Source organism: Lysinibacillus sp. fls2-241-R2A-57 (assembly GCF_030209535.1).
Lineage (GTDB): Bacteria > Bacillota > Bacilli > Bacillales_A > Planococcaceae > Lysinibacillus.
Window position 1 is genome coordinate 1 of record NZ_JARVRU010000018.1, and the last position, 19,647, is coordinate 19,647.

18 protein-coding genes and 1 tRNA gene are annotated in these 19,647 nt (G+C 36.8%); 7 read left to right on the forward strand and 12 right to left on the reverse strand.

Features of this window, described 5'->3' with window-relative positions; all coding sequences use genetic code 11:
• Positions 1-87: 87 nt before the first annotated feature.
• Positions 88-1,104: a YeiH family protein gene (locus tag QRN68_RS03470; RefSeq protein ID WP_285395294.1), complete on the reverse strand. Its 1,017-nt coding sequence runs from the start codon at positions 1,102-1,104 to the stop codon at positions 88-90.
• Positions 1,105-1,217: 113 nt separating this feature from the next.
• On the opposite strand from QRN68_RS03470, the gene QRN68_RS03475 reads away from it, so the two are divergent.
• Positions 1,218-2,102 carry a LysR family transcriptional regulator gene (locus QRN68_RS03475; protein WP_285395295.1) on the forward strand — a complete coding sequence of 295 codons (885 nt, stop codon included), beginning with the start codon at positions 1,218-1,220 and terminating at the stop codon, positions 2,100-2,102.
• A 19-nt stretch (positions 2,103-2,121) separates the two neighbouring features.
• Here the strand turns inward: QRN68_RS03475 and QRN68_RS03480 are convergent, their stop codons facing one another.
• Entirely contained in the window at positions 2,122-3,042 is a 921-nt protein-coding gene (locus tag QRN68_RS03480; protein ID WP_285395296.1) for a LysR family transcriptional regulator, read from the reverse strand.
• A gap of 130 nt (positions 3,043-3,172) precedes the next feature.
• On the opposite strand from QRN68_RS03480, the gene QRN68_RS03485 reads away from it, so the two are divergent.
• Positions 3,173-4,363 (forward strand): coenzyme F420-0:L-glutamate ligase, encoded by a 1,191-nt coding sequence (locus QRN68_RS03485; protein WP_285395297.1) that lies wholly within the window; start codon positions 3,173-3,175, stop codon positions 4,361-4,363.
• Positions 4,364-4,415: 52 nt separating this feature from the next.
• Entirely contained in the window at positions 4,416-4,565 is a 150-nt protein-coding gene (locus QRN68_RS03490) for a hypothetical protein (RefSeq protein WP_285395298.1), read from the forward strand.
• A gap of 173 nt (positions 4,566-4,738) precedes the next feature.
• On the opposite strand, the gene QRN68_RS03495 is transcribed toward QRN68_RS03490, so the two are convergent.
• The 3 genes from QRN68_RS03495 to QRN68_RS03505 form a co-directional block, all read right to left on the reverse strand.
• Positions 4,739-4,811, reverse strand: a tRNA-Tyr gene (locus QRN68_RS03495).
• Between the two features lie 92 nt (positions 4,812-4,903).
• Positions 4,904-5,539 (reverse strand): RNA ligase family protein, encoded by a 636-nt coding sequence (locus tag QRN68_RS03500; RefSeq protein WP_285395299.1) that lies wholly within the window; start codon positions 5,537-5,539, stop codon positions 4,904-4,906.
• Between the two features lie 23 nt (positions 5,540-5,562).
• Positions 5,563-6,519 carry an AAA family ATPase gene (locus tag QRN68_RS03505; RefSeq protein WP_285395300.1) on the reverse strand — a complete coding sequence of 319 codons (957 nt, stop codon included), beginning with the start codon at positions 6,517-6,519 and terminating at the stop codon, positions 5,563-5,565.
• A gap of 608 nt (positions 6,520-7,127) precedes the next feature.
• Between QRN68_RS03505 and helD the strand changes: the two genes are divergently transcribed.
• Positions 7,128-9,434: an RNA polymerase recycling motor HelD gene (helD, locus tag QRN68_RS03510; protein WP_285395301.1), complete on the forward strand. Its 2,307-nt coding sequence runs from the start codon at positions 7,128-7,130 to the stop codon at positions 9,432-9,434.
• 69 nt (positions 9,435-9,503) lie between these two features.
• Here helD and QRN68_RS03515 read toward each other — a convergent pair whose 3' ends face one another.
• Genes QRN68_RS03515 through QRN68_RS03535 form a run of 5 tightly spaced genes read right to left on the reverse strand, consistent with a single transcriptional unit; the run spans position 9,504 to position 13,855 of the window.
• The gene (locus QRN68_RS03515; RefSeq protein ID WP_285395302.1) at positions 9,504-10,259 is read right to left on the reverse strand and encodes an amino acid ABC transporter ATP-binding protein; all 756 of its coding nucleotides are present in this window, start codon (positions 10,257-10,259) and stop codon (positions 9,504-9,506) included.
• Between the two features lie 13 nt (positions 10,260-10,272).
• Positions 10,273-10,974 (reverse strand): amino acid ABC transporter permease, encoded by a 702-nt coding sequence (locus QRN68_RS03520; protein WP_285395303.1) that lies wholly within the window; start codon positions 10,972-10,974, stop codon positions 10,273-10,275.
• Between the two features lie 12 nt (positions 10,975-10,986).
• Entirely contained in the window at positions 10,987-11,736 is a 750-nt protein-coding gene (locus tag QRN68_RS03525) for an amino acid ABC transporter permease (RefSeq protein ID WP_285395304.1), read from the reverse strand.
• Positions 11,737-11,784: 48 nt separating this feature from the next.
• Complete coding sequence (locus tag QRN68_RS03530) at positions 11,785-12,654, reverse strand: transporter substrate-binding domain-containing protein (RefSeq protein ID WP_285395305.1); 870 nt, start codon at positions 12,652-12,654, stop codon at positions 11,785-11,787.
• Between the two features lie 31 nt (positions 12,655-12,685).
• Complete coding sequence (locus QRN68_RS03535) at positions 12,686-13,855, reverse strand: acyl-CoA dehydrogenase family protein (RefSeq protein WP_285395306.1); 1,170 nt, start codon at positions 13,853-13,855, stop codon at positions 12,686-12,688.
• Between the two features lie 254 nt (positions 13,856-14,109).
• On the opposite strand from QRN68_RS03535, the gene QRN68_RS03540 reads away from it, so the two are divergent.
• Entirely contained in the window at positions 14,110-14,856 is a 747-nt protein-coding gene (locus QRN68_RS03540) for a hypothetical protein (protein ID WP_285395307.1), read from the forward strand.
• Positions 14,857-14,969: 113 nt separating this feature from the next.
• On the opposite strand, the gene QRN68_RS03545 is transcribed toward QRN68_RS03540, so the two are convergent.
• Positions 14,970-15,344 (reverse strand): VOC family protein, encoded by a 375-nt coding sequence (locus QRN68_RS03545; RefSeq protein WP_285395308.1) that lies wholly within the window; start codon positions 15,342-15,344, stop codon positions 14,970-14,972.
• Positions 15,345-15,573: 229 nt separating this feature from the next.
• Between QRN68_RS03545 and QRN68_RS03550 the strand changes: the two genes are divergently transcribed.
• On the forward strand, positions 15,574-17,523 hold the full coding sequence (locus QRN68_RS03550; protein WP_285395309.1) for a methyl-accepting chemotaxis protein: 1,950 nt from the start codon (positions 15,574-15,576) through the stop codon (positions 17,521-17,523).
• Between the two features lie 57 nt (positions 17,524-17,580).
• Here QRN68_RS03550 and QRN68_RS03555 read toward each other — a convergent pair whose 3' ends face one another.
• Positions 17,581-18,000 carry a VOC family protein gene (locus QRN68_RS03555; protein WP_285395310.1) on the reverse strand — a complete coding sequence of 140 codons (420 nt, stop codon included), beginning with the start codon at positions 17,998-18,000 and terminating at the stop codon, positions 17,581-17,583.
• A 288-nt stretch (positions 18,001-18,288) separates the two neighbouring features.
• Here QRN68_RS03555 and guaC point away from each other — a divergent pair, with 288 nt between their 5' ends.
• The gene (gene guaC, locus QRN68_RS03560) at positions 18,289-19,272 is read left to right on the forward strand and encodes a GMP reductase (protein WP_285395311.1); all 984 of its coding nucleotides are present in this window, start codon (positions 18,289-18,291) and stop codon (positions 19,270-19,272) included.
• Positions 19,273-19,647: the final 375 nt, after the last annotated feature.

The following is a 19,647-nucleotide window of genomic DNA, read 5'->3' on the forward strand; positions in this document are numbered from 1 at the left end:
TTTTTAAAAGTTAAACTCTTTTAACAATAAATACTGGATGTTTTTCAGTGCCCTCATTTCCAATGTGCAGGTTTTTTTTGATACACTTTAATACATTAAAATAACTAAAACATATCCGATTATTGATAAGAAAACCGAACCGATAAGTCCTGCAACAAACGCTTTTACACCTAATTCTTTAAAGGTTTTTATCTCTACATTTAAACCTAGTCCAGCCATCGACATCGCAATTAAAAGATAAGAGATATTGACAATTGTTTGCGCTACATTGGCTGGTATAATTCCTAACGAATTAATAGCGCTCATTGCTAAAAATCCGAGAATAAACCACGGAATGATTGACAGTGAAAAGCCTTCTTTTTCCTGCTCCTTGTCAATTTTCCGATAGAAAATACCAATGACAATAGCTACCGGTACAAGCAATGCGACACGTGTTAGCTTAACAATAACCGCCATATCAACTGCTTCATTTCCACCAGCAGCGGCGGCGGCAATAACATGGGCAATTTCATGTAGCGTGCCTCCTGCGAAAATACCATATTCAGTAGGCGTTAAATTAAATACTGAGTATAGCACTGTGTAAACTAATGTGAATATAGTCCCTAGTAATGCGACAATCGCTGCACCCACTGCTGTTTCTTTTTCATTTGCCTTAATTTGAGGAGCAATAGCGACAACAGCTGCTGCTCCACAAATGGCTGTGCCACAAGCTGTTAATATGCCTAACTTCTTCTCAACATGAAATACCTTCGTTAAAGCATATACAACCACTAAAGCAAATACCAAATCAATAAATGCAATAAGAAAGACACTCGCTCCGGCATGATAAATGTCCGCTAAATTCAAACGCATACCCAGTAAAATAATGCCTAATCGTAATAGCTTTTTACTTGAAAATGATATGCCACTTTGCCATGAATCCTGTACCTTAAAAGCTGCTCTCCAAGCCATCCCTAAAATAATTGCAATAACAAGCTGCCCCAGGATTGAGAAGAACGGAAATGTCGAAATATACTTTGCCACTAAGGCAATCATGAGTGTCAACAATATCCCCTTCATAAACGCAGGGGTTAGGAAACCTTTTAACTTCTGTCCAATATCCATGTTGTTCACTTCTTTCATTCTTGATAATTATAACTTTATTAAAAAGTTAATCATTAGTAAAATACATATATATAATCGCAATGATTAATATTTCTAATAATAGGAGTGATGACATGCTATATGATGCTTTAAAAACATTCATTACACTAGTGGAAGTCAATAATTTTACGAAAGCATCCGAAATACTTCATATTTCACAGCCCAGTGTCAGCTTACACATAAAAAACTTAGAGCAGGAACTTCAAACGACGTTATTTATCCGATCTCCAAAGTCCGTACAAATTACACCAACTGGAGAAATTTTATATAAACGAGCTAAGCAAATGATGGCAATTGCAGAGGTAGCTAGGGAAGATATTCTAGCTTATCATCATGAAATTCAAGGTACACTTGTTATCGGCTCTAGTTTTACAATTGGCGAATATATATTGCCACCTATAATAGCGAGTCTGCAACAGCAATTCCCTCAGCTTGAGCTTCAAGTTATTATTGGCAATACGGAAGAAATCATTCAATATACAAAATTGTTACAGGTCGATATTGGCCTTATCGAAGGACAGTCAAACGACAATGAAGTTATTATTAAACCGTTTATGCAGGATGAGCTTTTTATTGTTAGTGCTAGCAGTCACCCTCTTGTAAAGAAGTCGACTATTACGGTTGCGGACTTACAGCAGCAAAATTGGGTTGCACGTGAAGAAGGCTCTGGCACTCGTTATTACTTAGATCATTTATTTAGAACAAATGGGCTCCAAGTGCGTTCACTTCTTACTATTAGTAGCAATCAAGGTGTGAAAGAGAGTGTTATACAAGGGCTTGGCCTTTCTCTACTGTCTGCCAGTGTTATTGAGCGTGAACTAAAAAATGGTGATATAAATATTTTGCCGCTTGAAGGACAGCAGTTTATGCGAACATTCTCTTATTTGTACTCACCTACGATGAAAAATAAACGCAATGTTGACACCCTCATAGAGGCACTACTAAAAAAAAGAGCTTAGCGGATTTTAATCGCTAAGCTTACTTTATAGTTCTTAAATTTAGACGTTTACGCTCCTGCTTTTGCTCAATAATTTCTACAAATTTCAACGTTGCTCGAGATAAAGGTACACTTTTCAAATAACACATGCCAATGCTTCGTGCTGGTATACTTTCTGTTAATGTTAGCTCATAGAGAAGCCCTCGCTGCAAATAATCTTTAGAAAATTCTTTCGTCACACAAGCAATCCCTAAATTACTGCGTGCAAATTCTAACACAAGATCATGTGAACCAAGCTCGAACTCAGGTTCAATGTGGATTCCTCTTGCAAATAAATAATTTTCTACATACTTTCTTGAATTTGACTTTTTCTCTAAAAAAACAAGTGGAAACTTTAAAAGATCCTCTAAGCTTAAACTTTTTGACGCTAACGTTTTGTACTTCTCACCACATACAAAAATATCTTGTACCTCCGTGCAAGCGGTTAACTGTAATGCCTGATCTTCTATCGGAAAATTACAAAGCCCAATATCAACCTCACCGGATTTAATAAAGTTACAAATTTCCGAAGTCGTTCCATTTAGCATTTGTAATTTTATATTAGGATACATTGTATGAAACGCCTCTAGATAAGGCATTAAAAAGAAACGAGAAATAGTGTCCCCTACCCCAATTTTCAGCTGACCGGTTGTTAAATTTTTAAACTCTAGCAACTTCTCCTCACCAGCATCTAAAAGACCTAATGCTGAATTCGTATATTCATATAGAAGTCTACCCTCAGTCGTTAACGTTACCCCCTTAGGAGTACGATTAAAGAGACGTGTACCGAGCTCCTTTTCTAATTGCATCATGGCTTGGCTAACTGCTGGTTGAGTCATATATAAATCTCTAGCAGCGCTTGAAAAGCTATTATTTTTAGCAACAACAGTAAAAACACGATATAAATCTAATTTCCCTATCATATAAGCACTCCTTATAGCTATTATATGAACTATTAATTTTACTTATATCACTAAAGAGGCGTATAGTAAAATCATATTGGTTATATTTATTTAATTAACATACATTTACCATTTATGAGGAGAGATTATTTTGGAACGTGTAGTTGGTACAGTAGTAAGAGGTCTTCGTGGTCCAATTATTAACGAAGGCGATAATATTGAACAAATTGTTGTCGACACAGTATTAAACGCAGCAAAGATTGAAGGCTATTCAATTGAAGATCGTGACATCGTAACAGTAACAGAATCTGTCGTAGCGCGTGCACAAGGTAACTATGCATCAATCGATGACATCGCAACAGACGTAGCTGCTAAATTTGGTGACGATACTGTTGGTGTTATTTTCCCAATACTTAGCCGTAACCGTTTCGCTAACTGCTTACGTGGTATCGCTAAAGGCGTGAAGAAAGTCGTTCTTATGCTAAGCTATCCATCAGATGAGGTTGGTAATCACCTAGTTGATATCGATGAGCTAGATGTAAAAGGGATTAACCCTTGGACGGATACTTTAACTGAGGTTGAATTCCGTGAGCATTTTGGCTATAAAAAACACACATTTACAGGTGTAGATTATATTGAGTATTATAAAGAGTTAATCGAAGCTGAAGGCGCTGCTTGTGAAGTTATCTTTTCAAATAACCCAAGAACAATTTTAGACTATACGAAGAGTGTTTTAACGTGTGATATTCATACACGCTTACGTACAAAACGTATTTTAACGGCAAATGGCGCTGAAAAAGTATACAGTCTTGACAATATTTTATCTGTATCTAATAACGGTTCTGGCTTCAATGCGGAATATGGTCTACTTGGTTCAAATAAAGCAACTGAAGATAGTGTAAAATTATTCCCACACACTTGCCAACCAATTGTTGACGGCATCCAAGCAAAAATCAAAGAAGCTACTGGTAAAACAGTTGAAGTAATGGTTTACGGCGATGGCGCATTTAAAGATCCTGTAGGTAAAATTTGGGAGTTGGCAGACCCTGTCGTATCTCCTGCTTACACTGCTGGATTAGATGGCACACCAAACGAAGTAAAGCTGAAATATTTAGCAGATAACGATTTCGCAAATCTTCGTGGTGAAGAGTTAAAAGCAGCAATTTCTGAGTATATCCAAAACAAAGATGAAGATTTAACTGGGCAAATGGCCGCTCAAGGTACAACACCTCGTCGCTTAACAGACCTAATTGGTTCTCTTTCAGACTTAACTTCAGGTTCAGGTGACAAAGGAACACCAATGATTTATATTCAAGGTTATTTCGATAACTATACAAAATAAAAAGAGTATAAAGATGAACTCCCATTTTCGTTTGGGAGTTCTTTTTTTAATAGTGGATCTGCTTAAATATCGACGCTATATCAAAAACGCTACCCCATCCTTAAGTAACAGGTTCCCTTTTGAGGTGCAAACAGGGGAAAAGCATGTTAAAAAGCGGCTCATAGGACGCCCCCAGGAAGCTTTGCTCTGTGCGAAAGCGTAGCGACAGCAACAACAAATGTTTTCTGTAGCGAAAGCGAAGCGTCAGCTACAAAGCGCCCAGTCGGAACGGAAATCAACCACACGGTTTGGTGAAGAGCCAAAATTATAGAAAGATAGAAAAAAGCAGTAGTAATAAGGATCAAGCCCTTGTCACTACTGCTTTTCATTTATTTAGTGAGGATGACAGGAATCGAACCTGTTAAATCCCTATCCTATAAAGGGACATGCTACCACTACATCTTCCTCATATACATTATGTATTTTTAACCCCATTAAGAATTACATTTTTCTCAGTCCTTTTGCTTTATAGTAGATTAAATCTTTCTTTCCAAATAATATCTATTTCAGTTGATTAGGCATCATTTCTTCATTTAACCAATGTTCACTTGTTCGAACATGATTCTTTCTAACAAATTTCCCTAGGTTATATCGAAAATCATCATAATGGAAAGCAGCCGCATTTCTAATAACATACCCTTCCTGCTCACCCCCAAGAAGTGATTTCCCCGTAAAAGTCTTCTTTATTTTTTCTTCATCGAAAATGCCTCGATATAATACAGGTACTGTTTCAATGCCCAGTTTAGCTGCATATTCGACGGTTTCATCCCAGCTTAAACAAATATTTTTGTCATTCCAAATACTGAATAAATAAAAGTAACTAGTTAATTCATTGTAGTAAATAGAGTGCTTGGCATAAACATTTTCACCACATAATCTCCAATCTTCTGGAATCTGAAATGCAAATGTAGCATGAAACGTTTTTATCCAATGCCTAGATGGATGATCTCCTGAATTTATGCTTCTAGCATGCATATAGTTGTGATAAAGTGTTGTTCCTTCACCATCCAATTTTTCGGTTACAACAACCTCTTTTCCAAGAAAATGATCCACATTTTTAGCAACCTTATCATCGTGTGTGTACCCTCTACTCCACGGCAAATGAAAGCTTCTTGGATATTTCATCAAATTGGTCATAATCTCACTTCCTTTGTTTATATCTATTTGGCAAATTGATCTGCCTCGCGAAAGAAATAAAGCTTTGTTAATAAGTCAGCATTTACTAAATGATAAATCTTACTTCCTCCCTTATCGCCCCCATATTGAATTAACATATGAAATTGCACTAAATTGACAACCTTTAAAACAAAGTCTTCTTCAAAGCCTAGCTCTAATAAAAAATGGCATACCATTTGAGCAGATACATTTTCATGTCCATAATACCCATATCTTTGTTGTAATTCTTTATATTTTTTACAAAATGGTTTGCCTACATCATGAAATAAAGCGGCAATTTGTAATGCTAGCTTGTCACTCTCCATATAGTATTCGTTCATATATTCATAAACAAAATACGTATGCTGACAAAGTAAAAATTGATGATATGGATTTTCTTGATTAAATTGATAAATCTCTTTAAATAGTTGGACTGATCTCAGCTTTTGAAAAAGCTCATCATATGCGGGTTCGCTTTGGATTAGTGAAAGAAACTGCTCTTTCGAGATTTCATACGGACTCGATTCATGTACAATATGCACCTCATCAAATCCCTCCCCCAATATCGGAAACTCTAAATTCTTCCTCATTTTATCCATTATTATTAACGGAACTTTTCTCTTTCTTTGTTGATTTCTTGTTATACACAACGCATATGGTGTATCAAAATAATAGCATGCAGTCTCCACATCATCAGACAATTTACCCAACGCAAACATCCTACGTTCCCGTTCGATATTTGTCGCATCAACAATGACAGATTGACCTTTAGCCACAAATTCATTTAAACGCTCATACAAAACACGAAATACTATTCGTGATTTCTGTCTTGCAACGTCACCAAATAACTCTTGACGTATAGCATCACTTGAAAGAACAACTGCATTTTCGCTTTTGGCTAGTCTCTTAACAAACGTGCTCTTGCCGCTTCCAGGTAACCCAACTGTAAATATCACCTTCATTTTTTCACCCCCTTTCAAGTGTCTATATCATTTATAGAAACCTATTCTTTAGTTAGCAATTAACTTCTACCCTTCTTTCTTTATCAAAAATTAACCATCGTCTCAATTAAAGTATAGAGATTAATTTTTGATGGTTAAAATGATAACGAAGTCACACAGGGATAATCACCATAACGTGGTGTTGATTTTCGTTTCAACAGGGCGCTTTCCCAGGAGCGTCCCATGAGCCCTCTTAGGTCTACACTACGTAGGTCACGAAGGCGTTATCACAAGACATGATGTTTCAGCCTTCGTTCCTCTACCAACTAGCTCCAGGTTCTCATCTGTGACGCCGATCCCCAAGGAGTCGACTGCCCGAACACCAAAATATAGGTGACCATCCATAAAAAGGAACATTCTTCAAAAGGGAAAAATTAGGATATAAAAAGGACTGCTCCAACTTTTCCGGAACAGTCTTTTTATTAAAAATTTGATTTTCCCTTATAATTTTATTATATCATAAATTTCCCATAATTACTAGACTATACTTCTTTCTGGACTGGCTGTATGATAAATTTCTCGATTCAAAAACCATACAAATAATTATATGGAGAGGACTGTGAGTAACGTTGGAAAAGCAATATGAATGGACAGAAGAAAAACAATATCTTGTTCTTTGTTTAAACACAGTTGGTCACAAAAAAGAGGAATTAATACGAAAAGGAGAAGATTTTAGAGACAATGTTTTAACGTTAAGGAAAACCTTTTGGGACGACGTCAGAGTGAATTTAGATACGCCAGAGGACCTAGACGAGACCTATTATGCTATCAAACAACAGGCAGAGCTCCTTTCTGATTCCGAGCATGCTCAGCAACGTGCCATCAAGGATGTAAAAATTTACTATCGTTTACAGCAATCACCCTATTTTGCTCGTATTGATTTTTTACAGGATGGTCATAACGAACCTTTAAAGATTTATATCGGTGTCACAACCTTAATGGATGAAGAGAATGAAAACATATTAATTTATGATTGGCGAGCCCCTATATCAAGTATGTATTATGATTATACGCCTGGCCCAGCTACTTATGAAACGGCAACTGAAGAAATTCAAGGTGAAATGCTTTTAAAACGGCAATTTATCATTAAGAATGGTCAATTACAATCGATGTTTAATACAGGTTTAACGATTGGTGATGACTTATTACTCGATATTCTCGCTCAAAATGCAAACGAACATATCCGGAGCATTGTAGCAACGATTCAAGCTGAGCAAAATAAAATTATTCGACATGTCAACACTCCTTATCTCATCGTAGAGGGTGTAGCGGGTAGTGGAAAAACAGCTGTTGCTCTCCAACGTGTTGCTTATTTGTTGTATCATTATCGAGACCAAATTACTGCTGATCAAATTTTATTAATTACACCTAATCAGCTCTTTAATCAATATGTTCATACCGTTTTACCGGATTTAGGTGAAGATAATATGCAGCAATTAACTTTCTCCGAATATGCAACAAAACGTTTAGGTCGACAGTTCCAATTGGAATATCCTTATGAGCAATTGGAGTCACTTTTAACAGAGAAAGATGAGCCGCTCTACCAAACGAAGCTTACGATTATTTCTTTTAAAGCTAGCCTCCAATATCGAGAATTGATGGACAAATACATTCAGGTCCTTGCACACGAAGGTTTACTTTTTAAAAATATTGTTTTTCACGGAGAGAGAATTATTACAGCTCAAGAAATTGCTGAATACTTTTATTCGTTCAATGCCACAATTCCCATCCCAAATCGACTGCAATTAGTGACAGAATGGTTATTACAACGATTATCGAAAATGGAAAAAGCAGAACGGACTAAAGAATGGGTAGAAGAGGCTAGTGAGCTTTTAGACATTGAAGAGTATACAAAAACCTATAGCGAGCTTTTACATGAAGGTCGGTTTTCAGAAAACTCTTTTGATGATTTTGAGCAAGAGCGTAAGAAATTAGCCATCCAAATTGTTAAAAAACAGTTCAAGCCACTTCGTCAATCTGTGAAGCAATTAAAATTCGTTCATATGTTAGGCATTTATCGTCAATTGTTTAACATGAACAATACTATTCACCAGCAATTACAGAACTTTTTACCCGACTGTTGGGGAGAAATCTGTCAACATACACTCCCTAATTTAGCAAAGCGCATTATTTCGTATGAAGATGCGGCTCCATTTTTATACTTACAGGACAAAATAGAAGGTCAACGAACAAATACGATGATTCGTCATGTTTTAGTTGATGAAGCACAAGACTATTCTCCATTTCAGCTATTTGTATTACAACAATTATTCCCACGTGCACGTATGACGATATTGGGTGATGGACATCAAACCATCCATCCTCATACCTTTAATAACCCCTCACTGCTGACGCCACAATTATATGGTGAACAAGCAGAAAAAATGATATTAACGAAAAGTTATCGCTCAACAAAACAAATTATTCACCTAACTTCGAAGATTTTACATGAGGACGCAAAAGTAGAAGCCTTTAATCGAACGGGTCCCGAACCGACTATCACGATCGTTCCGAATGAAATAGATTTAAATGAACAGCTTGTCGAAAAGATAAAAAACTTGTCCCTAAATTTCGAAACAATTGCAGTCATCTGTAAAACAGAGCAAGAATGTACGAAGGTTTTTGATCAAATGAAAGACCAAGTAGATATTCAGCTCATTACCCATCATACAAATCAATTTAAAAAAGGCATTTTACTATTACCTGCTTATATGGCAAAAGGAATTGAATTCGATGCTGTATTGCTTTATAATGCCTCCGCAGCTAATTATTTTAGAGAAACAGAACGCCATTATTTCTACACAGCTTGTACACGAGCTATGCACGAATTGCATATCTATGCTATTAACGAGTTAACACATTTTTTAGATATTTAATTTCAAAAAAGAGAATTTGCTTGCTTTCACGGAAGGCTTGCAGATTCTCTTTTTGTTCTTTTATTATCTTTAAATGTAGTAATTATAATCCTCTGGAATCACACGTTTTAAGAATTTCTTCGTGCGTTCCTCTTTCGGATTAACGAATATATCATAAGGGCTTCCTTCCTCTACAACGACACCACCGTCCATAAAAATTACTCGGTTGGCGACGTCTTTGGCAAAGCCCATTTCATGTGTGACAACAAGCATCGTCGTCCCTTCCGCAGCAATGTTTTTCATAACCTGAAGGACTTCTCCTACTAGCTCTGGGTCAAGTGCAGAAGTTGGTTCATCAAATAAAATAATATCCGGATTTAACGCCACTGCTCGTGCAATACCAACTCGCTGTTGTTGACCTCCAGACAATTGACTTGGATAGGAATCGTATTTTTCTGATAAACCTACTTTATCGAGTGCCTTTTTGCCAATTTCAATGGCCTCTGCCTTTGGAACTTTACGTCCTATAATAAGTCCTTCTGTCACATTTTCTAGCGCTGTTTTATTCGTGAAAAGATTATAGTTTTGGAATACAAAGGCTACACGTTGACGGATGGAATGTACGTCCTTCTTCTTCACATTTTGAAAATCCACTTGAATATCACCAAATGTCGCATGTCCTTGATCGGCCTTTTCTAAAAAGTTAATGCAACGTAATAATGTCGTTTTTCCGGATCCGCTAGGACCTAAAATAACGACAACATCACCTTTATCAATGGCTAAATCGACACCCTTTAAAATTTCATTGTCACCAAATGATTTATGGATATTTTTTATTTCTAACATACTCGTTCACCCCTTAGGCTTTTGCCACTTTGAATTTGCTTAAATGTTTTTCATATCGTTTAAAAATGTATTCAACCGTACTACATAAAATTAAGTACACAATGAAAATATCAATATATGCTTCTACGTAATTGTAGCCAACATTTGCAGCTACCTTAGCCTTCAGGGTAATTTCAGGCAAGGACATTGCATAGCCTAAAGACGTCGCTTTAATGAGATTAACTGTAGCCGTACAAATATTTGGCATAGCTACTACTAAAGCTTGTGGAATAATAATACGGCGATAGGCTTGACATGTTGATAAGCCTACTGCATGGGCAGCCTCTAGCTGACCTTTTTCAATCGTACTTAGAGCAGAACGAAATACTTCTATTAAAATTGCAGTCGTACTAAAGGCGAAGACGATAAATGCATACCAAATCGGATTGATTTTATAAATATCAAAGGCAATATTATATTTTTCAAAAATAATTTTAAGTAGTAATGGGATACTACTATAAATAATAAAGATTTGAATGATAATAGGTGTACCTCGAACAAAGGAAACATAAATTTTTGCTATATGATGGATCACTGGGATTTTATTGATCCGTGTTAGTGCCAATAGAAAACCAAGTGGCAGGGCAACAAGCATAGCAACAATTGTCACAAGGAGTGCGACAGGTACACCTGATAATGCAACAAAAAATGTTTCCATTAAAAATTGATAATTCATGGTTACGCCTCCTTACGTCGTTTCTAATGTCTTTTTACCTTTGCCAAAAAACTTTTCTAGCATAGCAAAGAATTTTTCGATAATAATCGATAGCACCCAGTAAACAATCGCCAAGGCAATATATATTTCTAATGCATGTGCATTAATATTACTTGCGATAATTAAATTTGCTTTTCCGACAATATCAATTAAGCCAATTGTATAAGCAAGTGCCCCCTCTTGTAATAACGCAATCATTCCATTCCCAAAGTTCGGTAAAGCGATAACGAGTGCCTGTGGGAAAATAATACGTCGATATGCTTGAAGTGGTGTTAATCCCACACTAACCGCCGCTTCAAATTGCCCTTTATCAATGGCTAAATAGGCCGAACGAATAACCTCTGACATAATCGCCGCAAACTGCAAAGTGAATGTTACGACTACAAAAATGGCTGTTTCAATTGAATGGAGATTCACGCCAAAGTTTTCCGCTAACGCCGGAACACCATAATAGACGAGGAATAATAAGACAATCGATGGTGTACAACGCATAATCGTTGTATATAAGTTTGCCAATTTTTGCAATAACTTTATTGCACTTAACTTGGCAGCTGCTAATAGTAAGCCAAAAATTGTGCCTAGTACAATGGAAGACCCTGCGACTAAGAAGGTAACTTTTAAAAACGGCAATAATACAGGAATTGAGTTCCAAATATATGATGCATCAAAATACTTCTCCATTTCCTCACCAACTTCTATATTAATAAAGACTGCTGAGTACACTGACTCAGGCAGCCTTTTATTCGTTACCAATTGCTCTTTAAAAGAGTATTAACGATTCACAGTTTCTAACACTTCAAATAAATCTCGACCGTAAAACTTAGTGCTTAATTCATTTGTTTTCTTCTGTTCTTTAATCTGCGCTATCGCTTTATCGTAAGCATCTGCAAATGCTTGTTCCTTCTTATTGAACAACGGCCATGTTTTAATAACGGCAAATTCGTTGTACACTACGTCATCCTTTAAATTATAATAGGGGCCATCTTCTGCTAAAACTTGTTGTTTAAACGGACCTTCAATCATGACACCACCATCAACACGTTTTTCATTTACCCATTGCACGACATCGATAGTGAACGCATCCCCAGCCTGTAATTTAACTTTATTATCCGGGTTCGCTTTATTGTATTCATCAATAATTGTGTATTGAGCATTATTCGCAGCAATTGGTGCTAATGAATAACCTTTTTTAGCAAAGTCAGCTAAAGTTTTCACACCTTCATCTTCTTTACGTAAAACTAAACCTGCACTACTTAAGCCTAAAAATTCTTTAGGGAAAATAAATTTCTCTGTACGTTCCTGCGTAAAGAATGCGTTTTTTACACCTACTTGATATTTCCCTTGCTCAACACCGATCAGTAAATCATCACTCGTTGTCCCTACAAATTCAAACTTATATTCGGGTAATAGTTCATCCACTAGCTTCATAACTTCCACATCGTAGCCTGTTGGATTGCCTTTATCATCAAGATAACTTATCGGCTTGGACGCCTGATCGAATGCAACCTTCACTGTACGTACCTTCACGCCATCCTCTGAGTCTTTATCTGTAGCTTCATCTGAATTACAGCCCGCTAAAATAGCAAGTGAAGCCAATCCGATTGCTGCCAATTGAAATATCTTTTTCTTTTGTTTTAACATGTATCATTTCCCCTTATTCTCTATGGTTTTGTCATTGATTTTCATTCAATTTCTGCTGTTCAATTGCAGCTTTTGCTAATGTAATAATGGTCATATCATCCATCGGTGGGTTGTGAAGTCCAGCACGAACATTTCGATAATAGCGCTGTAATGGATTTGTTAATTGTAAGCTTTTCGCACCTACTACACGCATTGCCTTATCTACAATTTCAATCGCCAAATTTGTTACTGTATGTTTAGCAATTGCCATTTCATTTGTTATAAGCCCACGTCTAGCTGGGTCATCATAAGCCTCGGCTACTCCATACAGTACAAAGCGTGCCTGATGTAGTTTCAATTCAATATCGCCTAGAAGTTGCTGTACATTTGGTAATGTACTAATTGGAGCATTCAAGCTATTTGGTTGATGGTGGTTGGCAAAATGTAGTGCATAATCACGAGCTGCCTGCGCAATACCTAAGTACGTTGCTGGAATATGTAGAATCCAACCATTTATCTTACCCCCGCTTGGATGACTTGGTAATTCTACTAAATGATTTGTACGGACAATTACATCGTTTAACACTAGATCATGGCTACTAGTGCCTCGCATTGCTGACATTTCCCAGTTTTCTTCAATTGAAAGTCCTTGGGCATCTTTATGAACAAGGAAGAAGCCAATTTGATTTTTTTCCTCAATCCAAGCTGAGGTCAAGAAATAATCTAGCACCGGAGAAGCTGTCGTAAAGATTTTACGTCCATTTAAGAGCCAACCTTCTTCTATTGAAACAGCGTTTGTTTCTGGTCGCCCTCCACGTGTTGGACTCCCGGTTGCCGCTTCACTCACCGCCCTATTTATGATTGCACCGGTTTTTATTTCTTGAGCAAAGAAACTGAGTAAATCATCTGCCCATAGCTTTTTCTCATATATTTCACCTACTACACCTAATGTCCACCCTAGTGAGAGTGAGGCATTCTCGTCATAGCTCGCCAACGTTTCTTGAACGAGCACCATATCATAGACTGATAAACCTTCACCGCCATATTCTTTCGGTAAAGTTAGTTTTGGGTAACCAATTTGCAAAAGTAACTTATGTGCTTCGTATGGAAAATGAGATTGTTCGTCTACCTCTTTAGCCTCAGCCTTGATTGGCTCAGAAATAGATGCTAGCTGTTCAAGCCAATACTGTTGTCGCTCTGTTTTAATAAATAAATCCTTCAAGAAAATCTCCTCCTCCCAAATTATATAAAACATATAAATTTACTACGGATTAAAGCTATAAAAAAATCTCTACCTACATTTTCGTAGCGAGATTATGATTGGTACTGAATTTTCTGATTCGTTGACATTTATGATACTTTCCACATTTGGAAATGTCAATGGCTTAATTACAAGTTTTTTTATTAGTTTTATAAGCATTTGTTCACCAAGTCATATTTACAACATATGCTAAAACTATAGAAAGAGGTGTATGTATGACCAATAATATGAATCCATCTTTAAATAATACTGCTATTTCACCTATGGCTCCTCAGGTTATTCAGACGAAATTCGGGGATATTAATGGAGATGGCTCTCTTGAAACGGTTCTTTTGATGGGGACTAAAACGCCAGATAGCCCTTTGTGGCAAAACCTAACGCTTACTATTTTTTACGGCAATACTCAACAATTTGAAAAATTAATGCTAAAACAAAACAGCGGCTATAATCCAACTATATTTTTAGGTGACTTTACTGGCAATCATCTAGAAGATATTTTAGCTATTTCTGATACTGGTGGCAGTGGAGGTATTATCAATGGTGAAATCTTCTCCTCCATAAACGGGAAAATACGTTCAATTTTTGATGCAGAATCTTTTAATAATAAGCTAAAGTACACGGTTAATTATCAAGATCAATACAAAGTAGTCGTCCGTAGTATGAATCCTAAAAAGCAATATATTATCGATTTACAATATAAGGGGCACGATTATTTAGCGGAAATTTATAATCAAGATGGTACTTTAAAACAGCCTATTGAAGGATGGGTTGACCCGATCAGCGGATTGTATCCAGTGGACTATGAGCGTGACGGAATATATGAGCTTTTAGCTTATCAGGCAATCGCAGGCAGATTCCATGCTGATAGATTAGGCGATGTTGAAAACATTCTGAAATGGAGCGGCAATGAATTTATAGTTGACCGTCAAACTGTGGGGATTTTCGGAGAAGATTTAACGTAAATAACTGTGCATTTATATAGAATAACAAGCAAGAATCTGCTCGATTTCTGTATAAAACGATCGAAATCGGACAGATTCCCCTTTAATTATCTCTCTTATAGGACAACCGTGATTTATTTTTCTACCAATGCAAAATAATTATTTTCGTGATCAGCGAAATTAAACACTCTGCCCATTGGCATCATGACTAAATCTCCAACTTTAACGCCCTTTGCTTGAAACTCTTGATATAGATGTTCTATATGATCGGCATAAAACATAATAGAAGGCGTTCCTAAATTTAATTCAGGCTGCATTTTTGCAATGATTTCTTTATGGTGTAAAACAAAAGTAGTTTGAGCATCTTTAGTTGGAGCAATTTCAATCCAACGCACTCCCGACTCTTCCTGGTCAGCTACTACAACAAAGCCGATTTTTTCTGTCCAAAACTTCACGGCAGTATCTTGGTCATCTACGTATAGCATTACTTGTCCAATTTGTCGAATCATGGGCAATTCCCTCCTCTTTTGAGCATTAGTATACATCAAAAAGTAGCTTTATATGTCATATTCATGATCGTTTTTAGGAGAATTTCGAAATATTAATTGATATCACTACTACTCTATTATTTCAAAATACTTAACTTTTATTTTATTTTTGATAAAATGAGCTAGTCGTCTATTATTTTCCTTCAACGGAAAAGTATAGAAAAATAATATTATAGTGAGGATCATTCATGTGAAACAACTAAGTTTAAGAAAAAAACTCATTTTTTCGTTTTTAGCAATGCTTATCATCCCAACACTGTTAATTGGAATTGTATCTTACCAAAGTGCTGAACAGCAAATATCGGAAGAACATCAAGCAAGCGCAACCGAAAGCGTGCGCATGCTTAATACGAATATTAACAACATGATTGAGCCCAAAGTGAAAGACATTCAATATTTTTCAGAAAAGCTTAATCAATCTTATTTACAAGAAGGTAAAATTTCAGAACTTAAATCTCTTTTCCACGAATACATAAACATGCATCCAGAGGTGGAGCTAATTTATATTGGAACCTCTGATGGCAGACTACTGGACGAGCCTGCTCAAAAATACCCGGAAGGTTTTGATCCTCGTACAAGACCTTGGTATAAGCACGCTTTAGATAACAAAAACCAAGTATCCATTACAGCTCCATACACTACACAGACTACCGGTGATATCGTTCTTACGATTACCAAGGCTTTACCAGATGGCTCCGGGGTAATAGGTTTAGATTTAAATATATCTACACTACGTACCATCACGAATGATATACGCATTGGAGAAACTGGCTTTGCTTCACTTTTAGATAGCAATAAAATCTACATTACCCATCCAGATAAAGAAAGTGGCACTGAGGCAACAGAAAGCTATATTACTAAAATGTATGAACAAGATAGTGGAACAATTATAGAAAAAGATCGCCAGCTACAATTTGTCACAAATAAGCTAACAGGCTGGAAAGTTGTCGGTACAATGTTTACCTCCGAGGCTGCAAATGCTGCTGCTTCAACCTTTAACATCAATCTAATTATTATGGCTGTTTCCATTATTGTTGGCATTATTTTTATGCTTTACATGATAAAATCGATTGTCAATCCGATTAATCGACTTAAACAAAGTGCTATAAAAATTAGTGAAGGCGATTTAACAGAGTTTATTGAAACTCATTCTAAAGATGAGATTGGACAGTTGGGAGAAGCCTTTATCGCAATGAAGGTTAACTTAAAAACACTTATTTGTAACGTCGATCAAAGCTCTCAACATGTACAAACTTCGGCACATGGATTATCTGCGCATGCCGAACAAAATATAGCTGCGTCACAGCAAGTTACTGAAGCTATGCAACAGGTTGCTAGCAGTACAGAAAAACAAACAACAAGTATTGACCAAAATGCTGCTTCTATTGAGGAAATTGCAAAAGGAGTCGTTGAGGTTGCCGATAGCTCCTTGCAGGTTTCAGATTTATCTAGCCATGCTATCGAATTGGCGGAAGAGGGCGGTCAAGCAGTAGAACAATCTGTTAACCAAATGATTTCAATCCATGAATCTGTGACACAATCAGATACGATGATTAAATCACTCTATGATCGAACAAAAGAAATTGGTTCCATTTTGGAGATTATTAGTACTATTTCAGATCAAACAAATCTACTGGCCCTTAATGCTGCTATTGAGGCCGCACGAGCTGGAGAGCATGGGAAAGGCTTTGCAGTAGTCGCCGATGAAGTTCGGAAGTTAGCAGAACAATCCCATCAATCGGCAGAGCAAATATCTGCACTCATTACTGGCATTCAGCAGGAGACGGCAAAATCTGTTCAAACTATGATTAAGGCTTCAGCGGATGTCCAGGATGGTTTACAGCTATCAGAAAATACGAGTAAAAAATTCGCAAGTATTATTAAGAGTCTACGCGCTATTGCCCCGAAAATGGAGGATATATCTGCGTCTGCTCAGGAGATGTCAGCGGTAGTCGAGGAAGTTTCTGCAACTGCTATCGAACTAACAGATCATGCTAAATTAAATGCAGCTGCGTCAGAGGAAGTTGCCGCTTCAACTGAACAAACATTGTCTTCGATGCAGGAAATGGCGGTAGCCGCAAAATCACTGCTCGATATGGCCGATGAATTACAAAGCTATGTAAATCGTTTTAAATACTAAAAAAGAAAGCACGATGAAAAAGGGTTTCCCCATTCATCGTGCTTTTCAGCATTGTTATTATTTATTGTCCTCATGACTAAATTGCCATTTAATACCAATTTTATCAGTAAGTGAGCCATAACATTTACTCCAAAATGTTTCTTGTAGCTCCATAGTAACCTCTCCACCATCTTTAAGAGCCTCAAAAGCTTTATGCATCTTAGCTTCATCATCTGAGACAACAGCTAACGTTACATTGTTGCCGATTGTGAACGGTGAGCCTGGAAATGTATCTGAAAACATTACAGTACTATCAAAAATCGAAAGTCGTGTATGCATCACAAGATCTTTAGCTTCTTCTGGTAATTGATAATTTGGATTTTGTGGTGAATCGCCGAACGTCATAATTTCTGCCTTGTCCGTTTCAAAAACTTTCTCATAAAACGATACTGCCTCTCGACAATTTCCATTAAAAATTAAGTATGCCTCTACTGCCATTTCCAACACTCCTTTAGCATTTTTTGAAACAACTCTATTGTACATGGATAACGAATAATAATACAAATTTTAAATGAGCCGATTTAAAACTGCTTACAAAAATCATTATTCCGCAAAAACGAATGCATAAAATTGCAACTTTTACTTTTCATCTATAACAGAAATCCTGCTAATTTTTATTTATTTGAATAAAAGCTTTGACATTTACTCAAAAATCGTGTAAATTACCAAATGACGAACAATATTAAATAAATCTTAAAAAATATTCGTATTTTAGGAGTGTATATAATGGATAACGTATTTGACTATGAAGATATTCAACTAATTCCCGCAAAATGTATTGTAGAAAGTCGTTCAGAATGTGATACTTCTGTTACTTTAGGAGGTCATATATTCAAACTTCCTGTAGTACCAGCAAATATGCAAACAATTATCGATGATAGTCTTGCTGTGAAGCTCGCTGAAAACGGTTACTTTTATATTATGCACCGTTTTAATCCAGAGACACGAGCTGATTTCATCAAAGATATGCAAGGCCGTGGATTAATCGCATCAATTAGTGTTGGTGTAAAAGATGATGAGTATCCATTTATTGAAGAATTAGCGGCTGCTAATTTAGTGCCTGAATTTATTACAATCGACATTGCACATGGCCATTCAAATGCTGTCATTCGTATGATTCAACATATCAAAAAACATCTACCAAATAGCTTTGTTATTGCTGGTAATGTGGGCACACCTGAAGCAGTACGTGAACTTGAAAACGCTGGTGCAGATGCAACAAAAGTTGGTATTGGACCAGGTAAAGTATGTATTACTAAAATCAAAACTGGTTTTGGTACAGGCGGTTGGCAGCTAGCGGCACTACGCTGGTGTGCAAAAGCTGCTACAAAACCAATTATCGCTGATGGTGGTATTCGCACACATGGTGATATTGCAAAATCTGTTCGTTTTGGCGCTTCAATGGTGATGATTGGGTCATTATTTGCAGGTCATGAAGAGTCACCTGGCGAAACAATCGAAATCGACGGTAAAACGGTGAAAGAATACTTTGGATCTGCATCTGAATACCAAAAAGGTGAACGCAAAAATGTTGAAGGTAAAAAAATGTATGTTGAACATAAAGGTAGCATTAAAGATACTTTAGTTGAAATGCAGCAAGACCTTCAATCATCTATTTCCTATGCAGGCGGCAATAAACTAGATGCTATTCGAAATGTAGATTATGTAATTGTGAAAAACTCTATATTTAATGGCGATAAAGTATACTAAAAATTAAGGAAGCCCAAACAAGAGTGGAAAGAATTCTTGTTTGGGTTTTTATTTGGATTTCGATATTCTAATAGCCGAGTATTGGGTAGTCTTGGTGGGGCAATTCTTTGGGTGTATGCGAGCTGTTTTGAGGTTAGTTTTGCTTCTTACCTGAGCAGTTTTTACGGTTACCAGAGCGGTTCGGGGGTTACCCGATCACTTTTTCGGCATACCTGATCACTTTTGGGCGCTACCCGATCACTTTTGAGCGCTACCCGATCACTTTTTCGGCATACCCGATCACTTTTGGGCGCTACCCGATCACTTTTTCGGCATACCCGATCACTTTTGCTCCATCCCCGAGCAGTTCGAAGCGTTACCCGATCACGCTTCCGG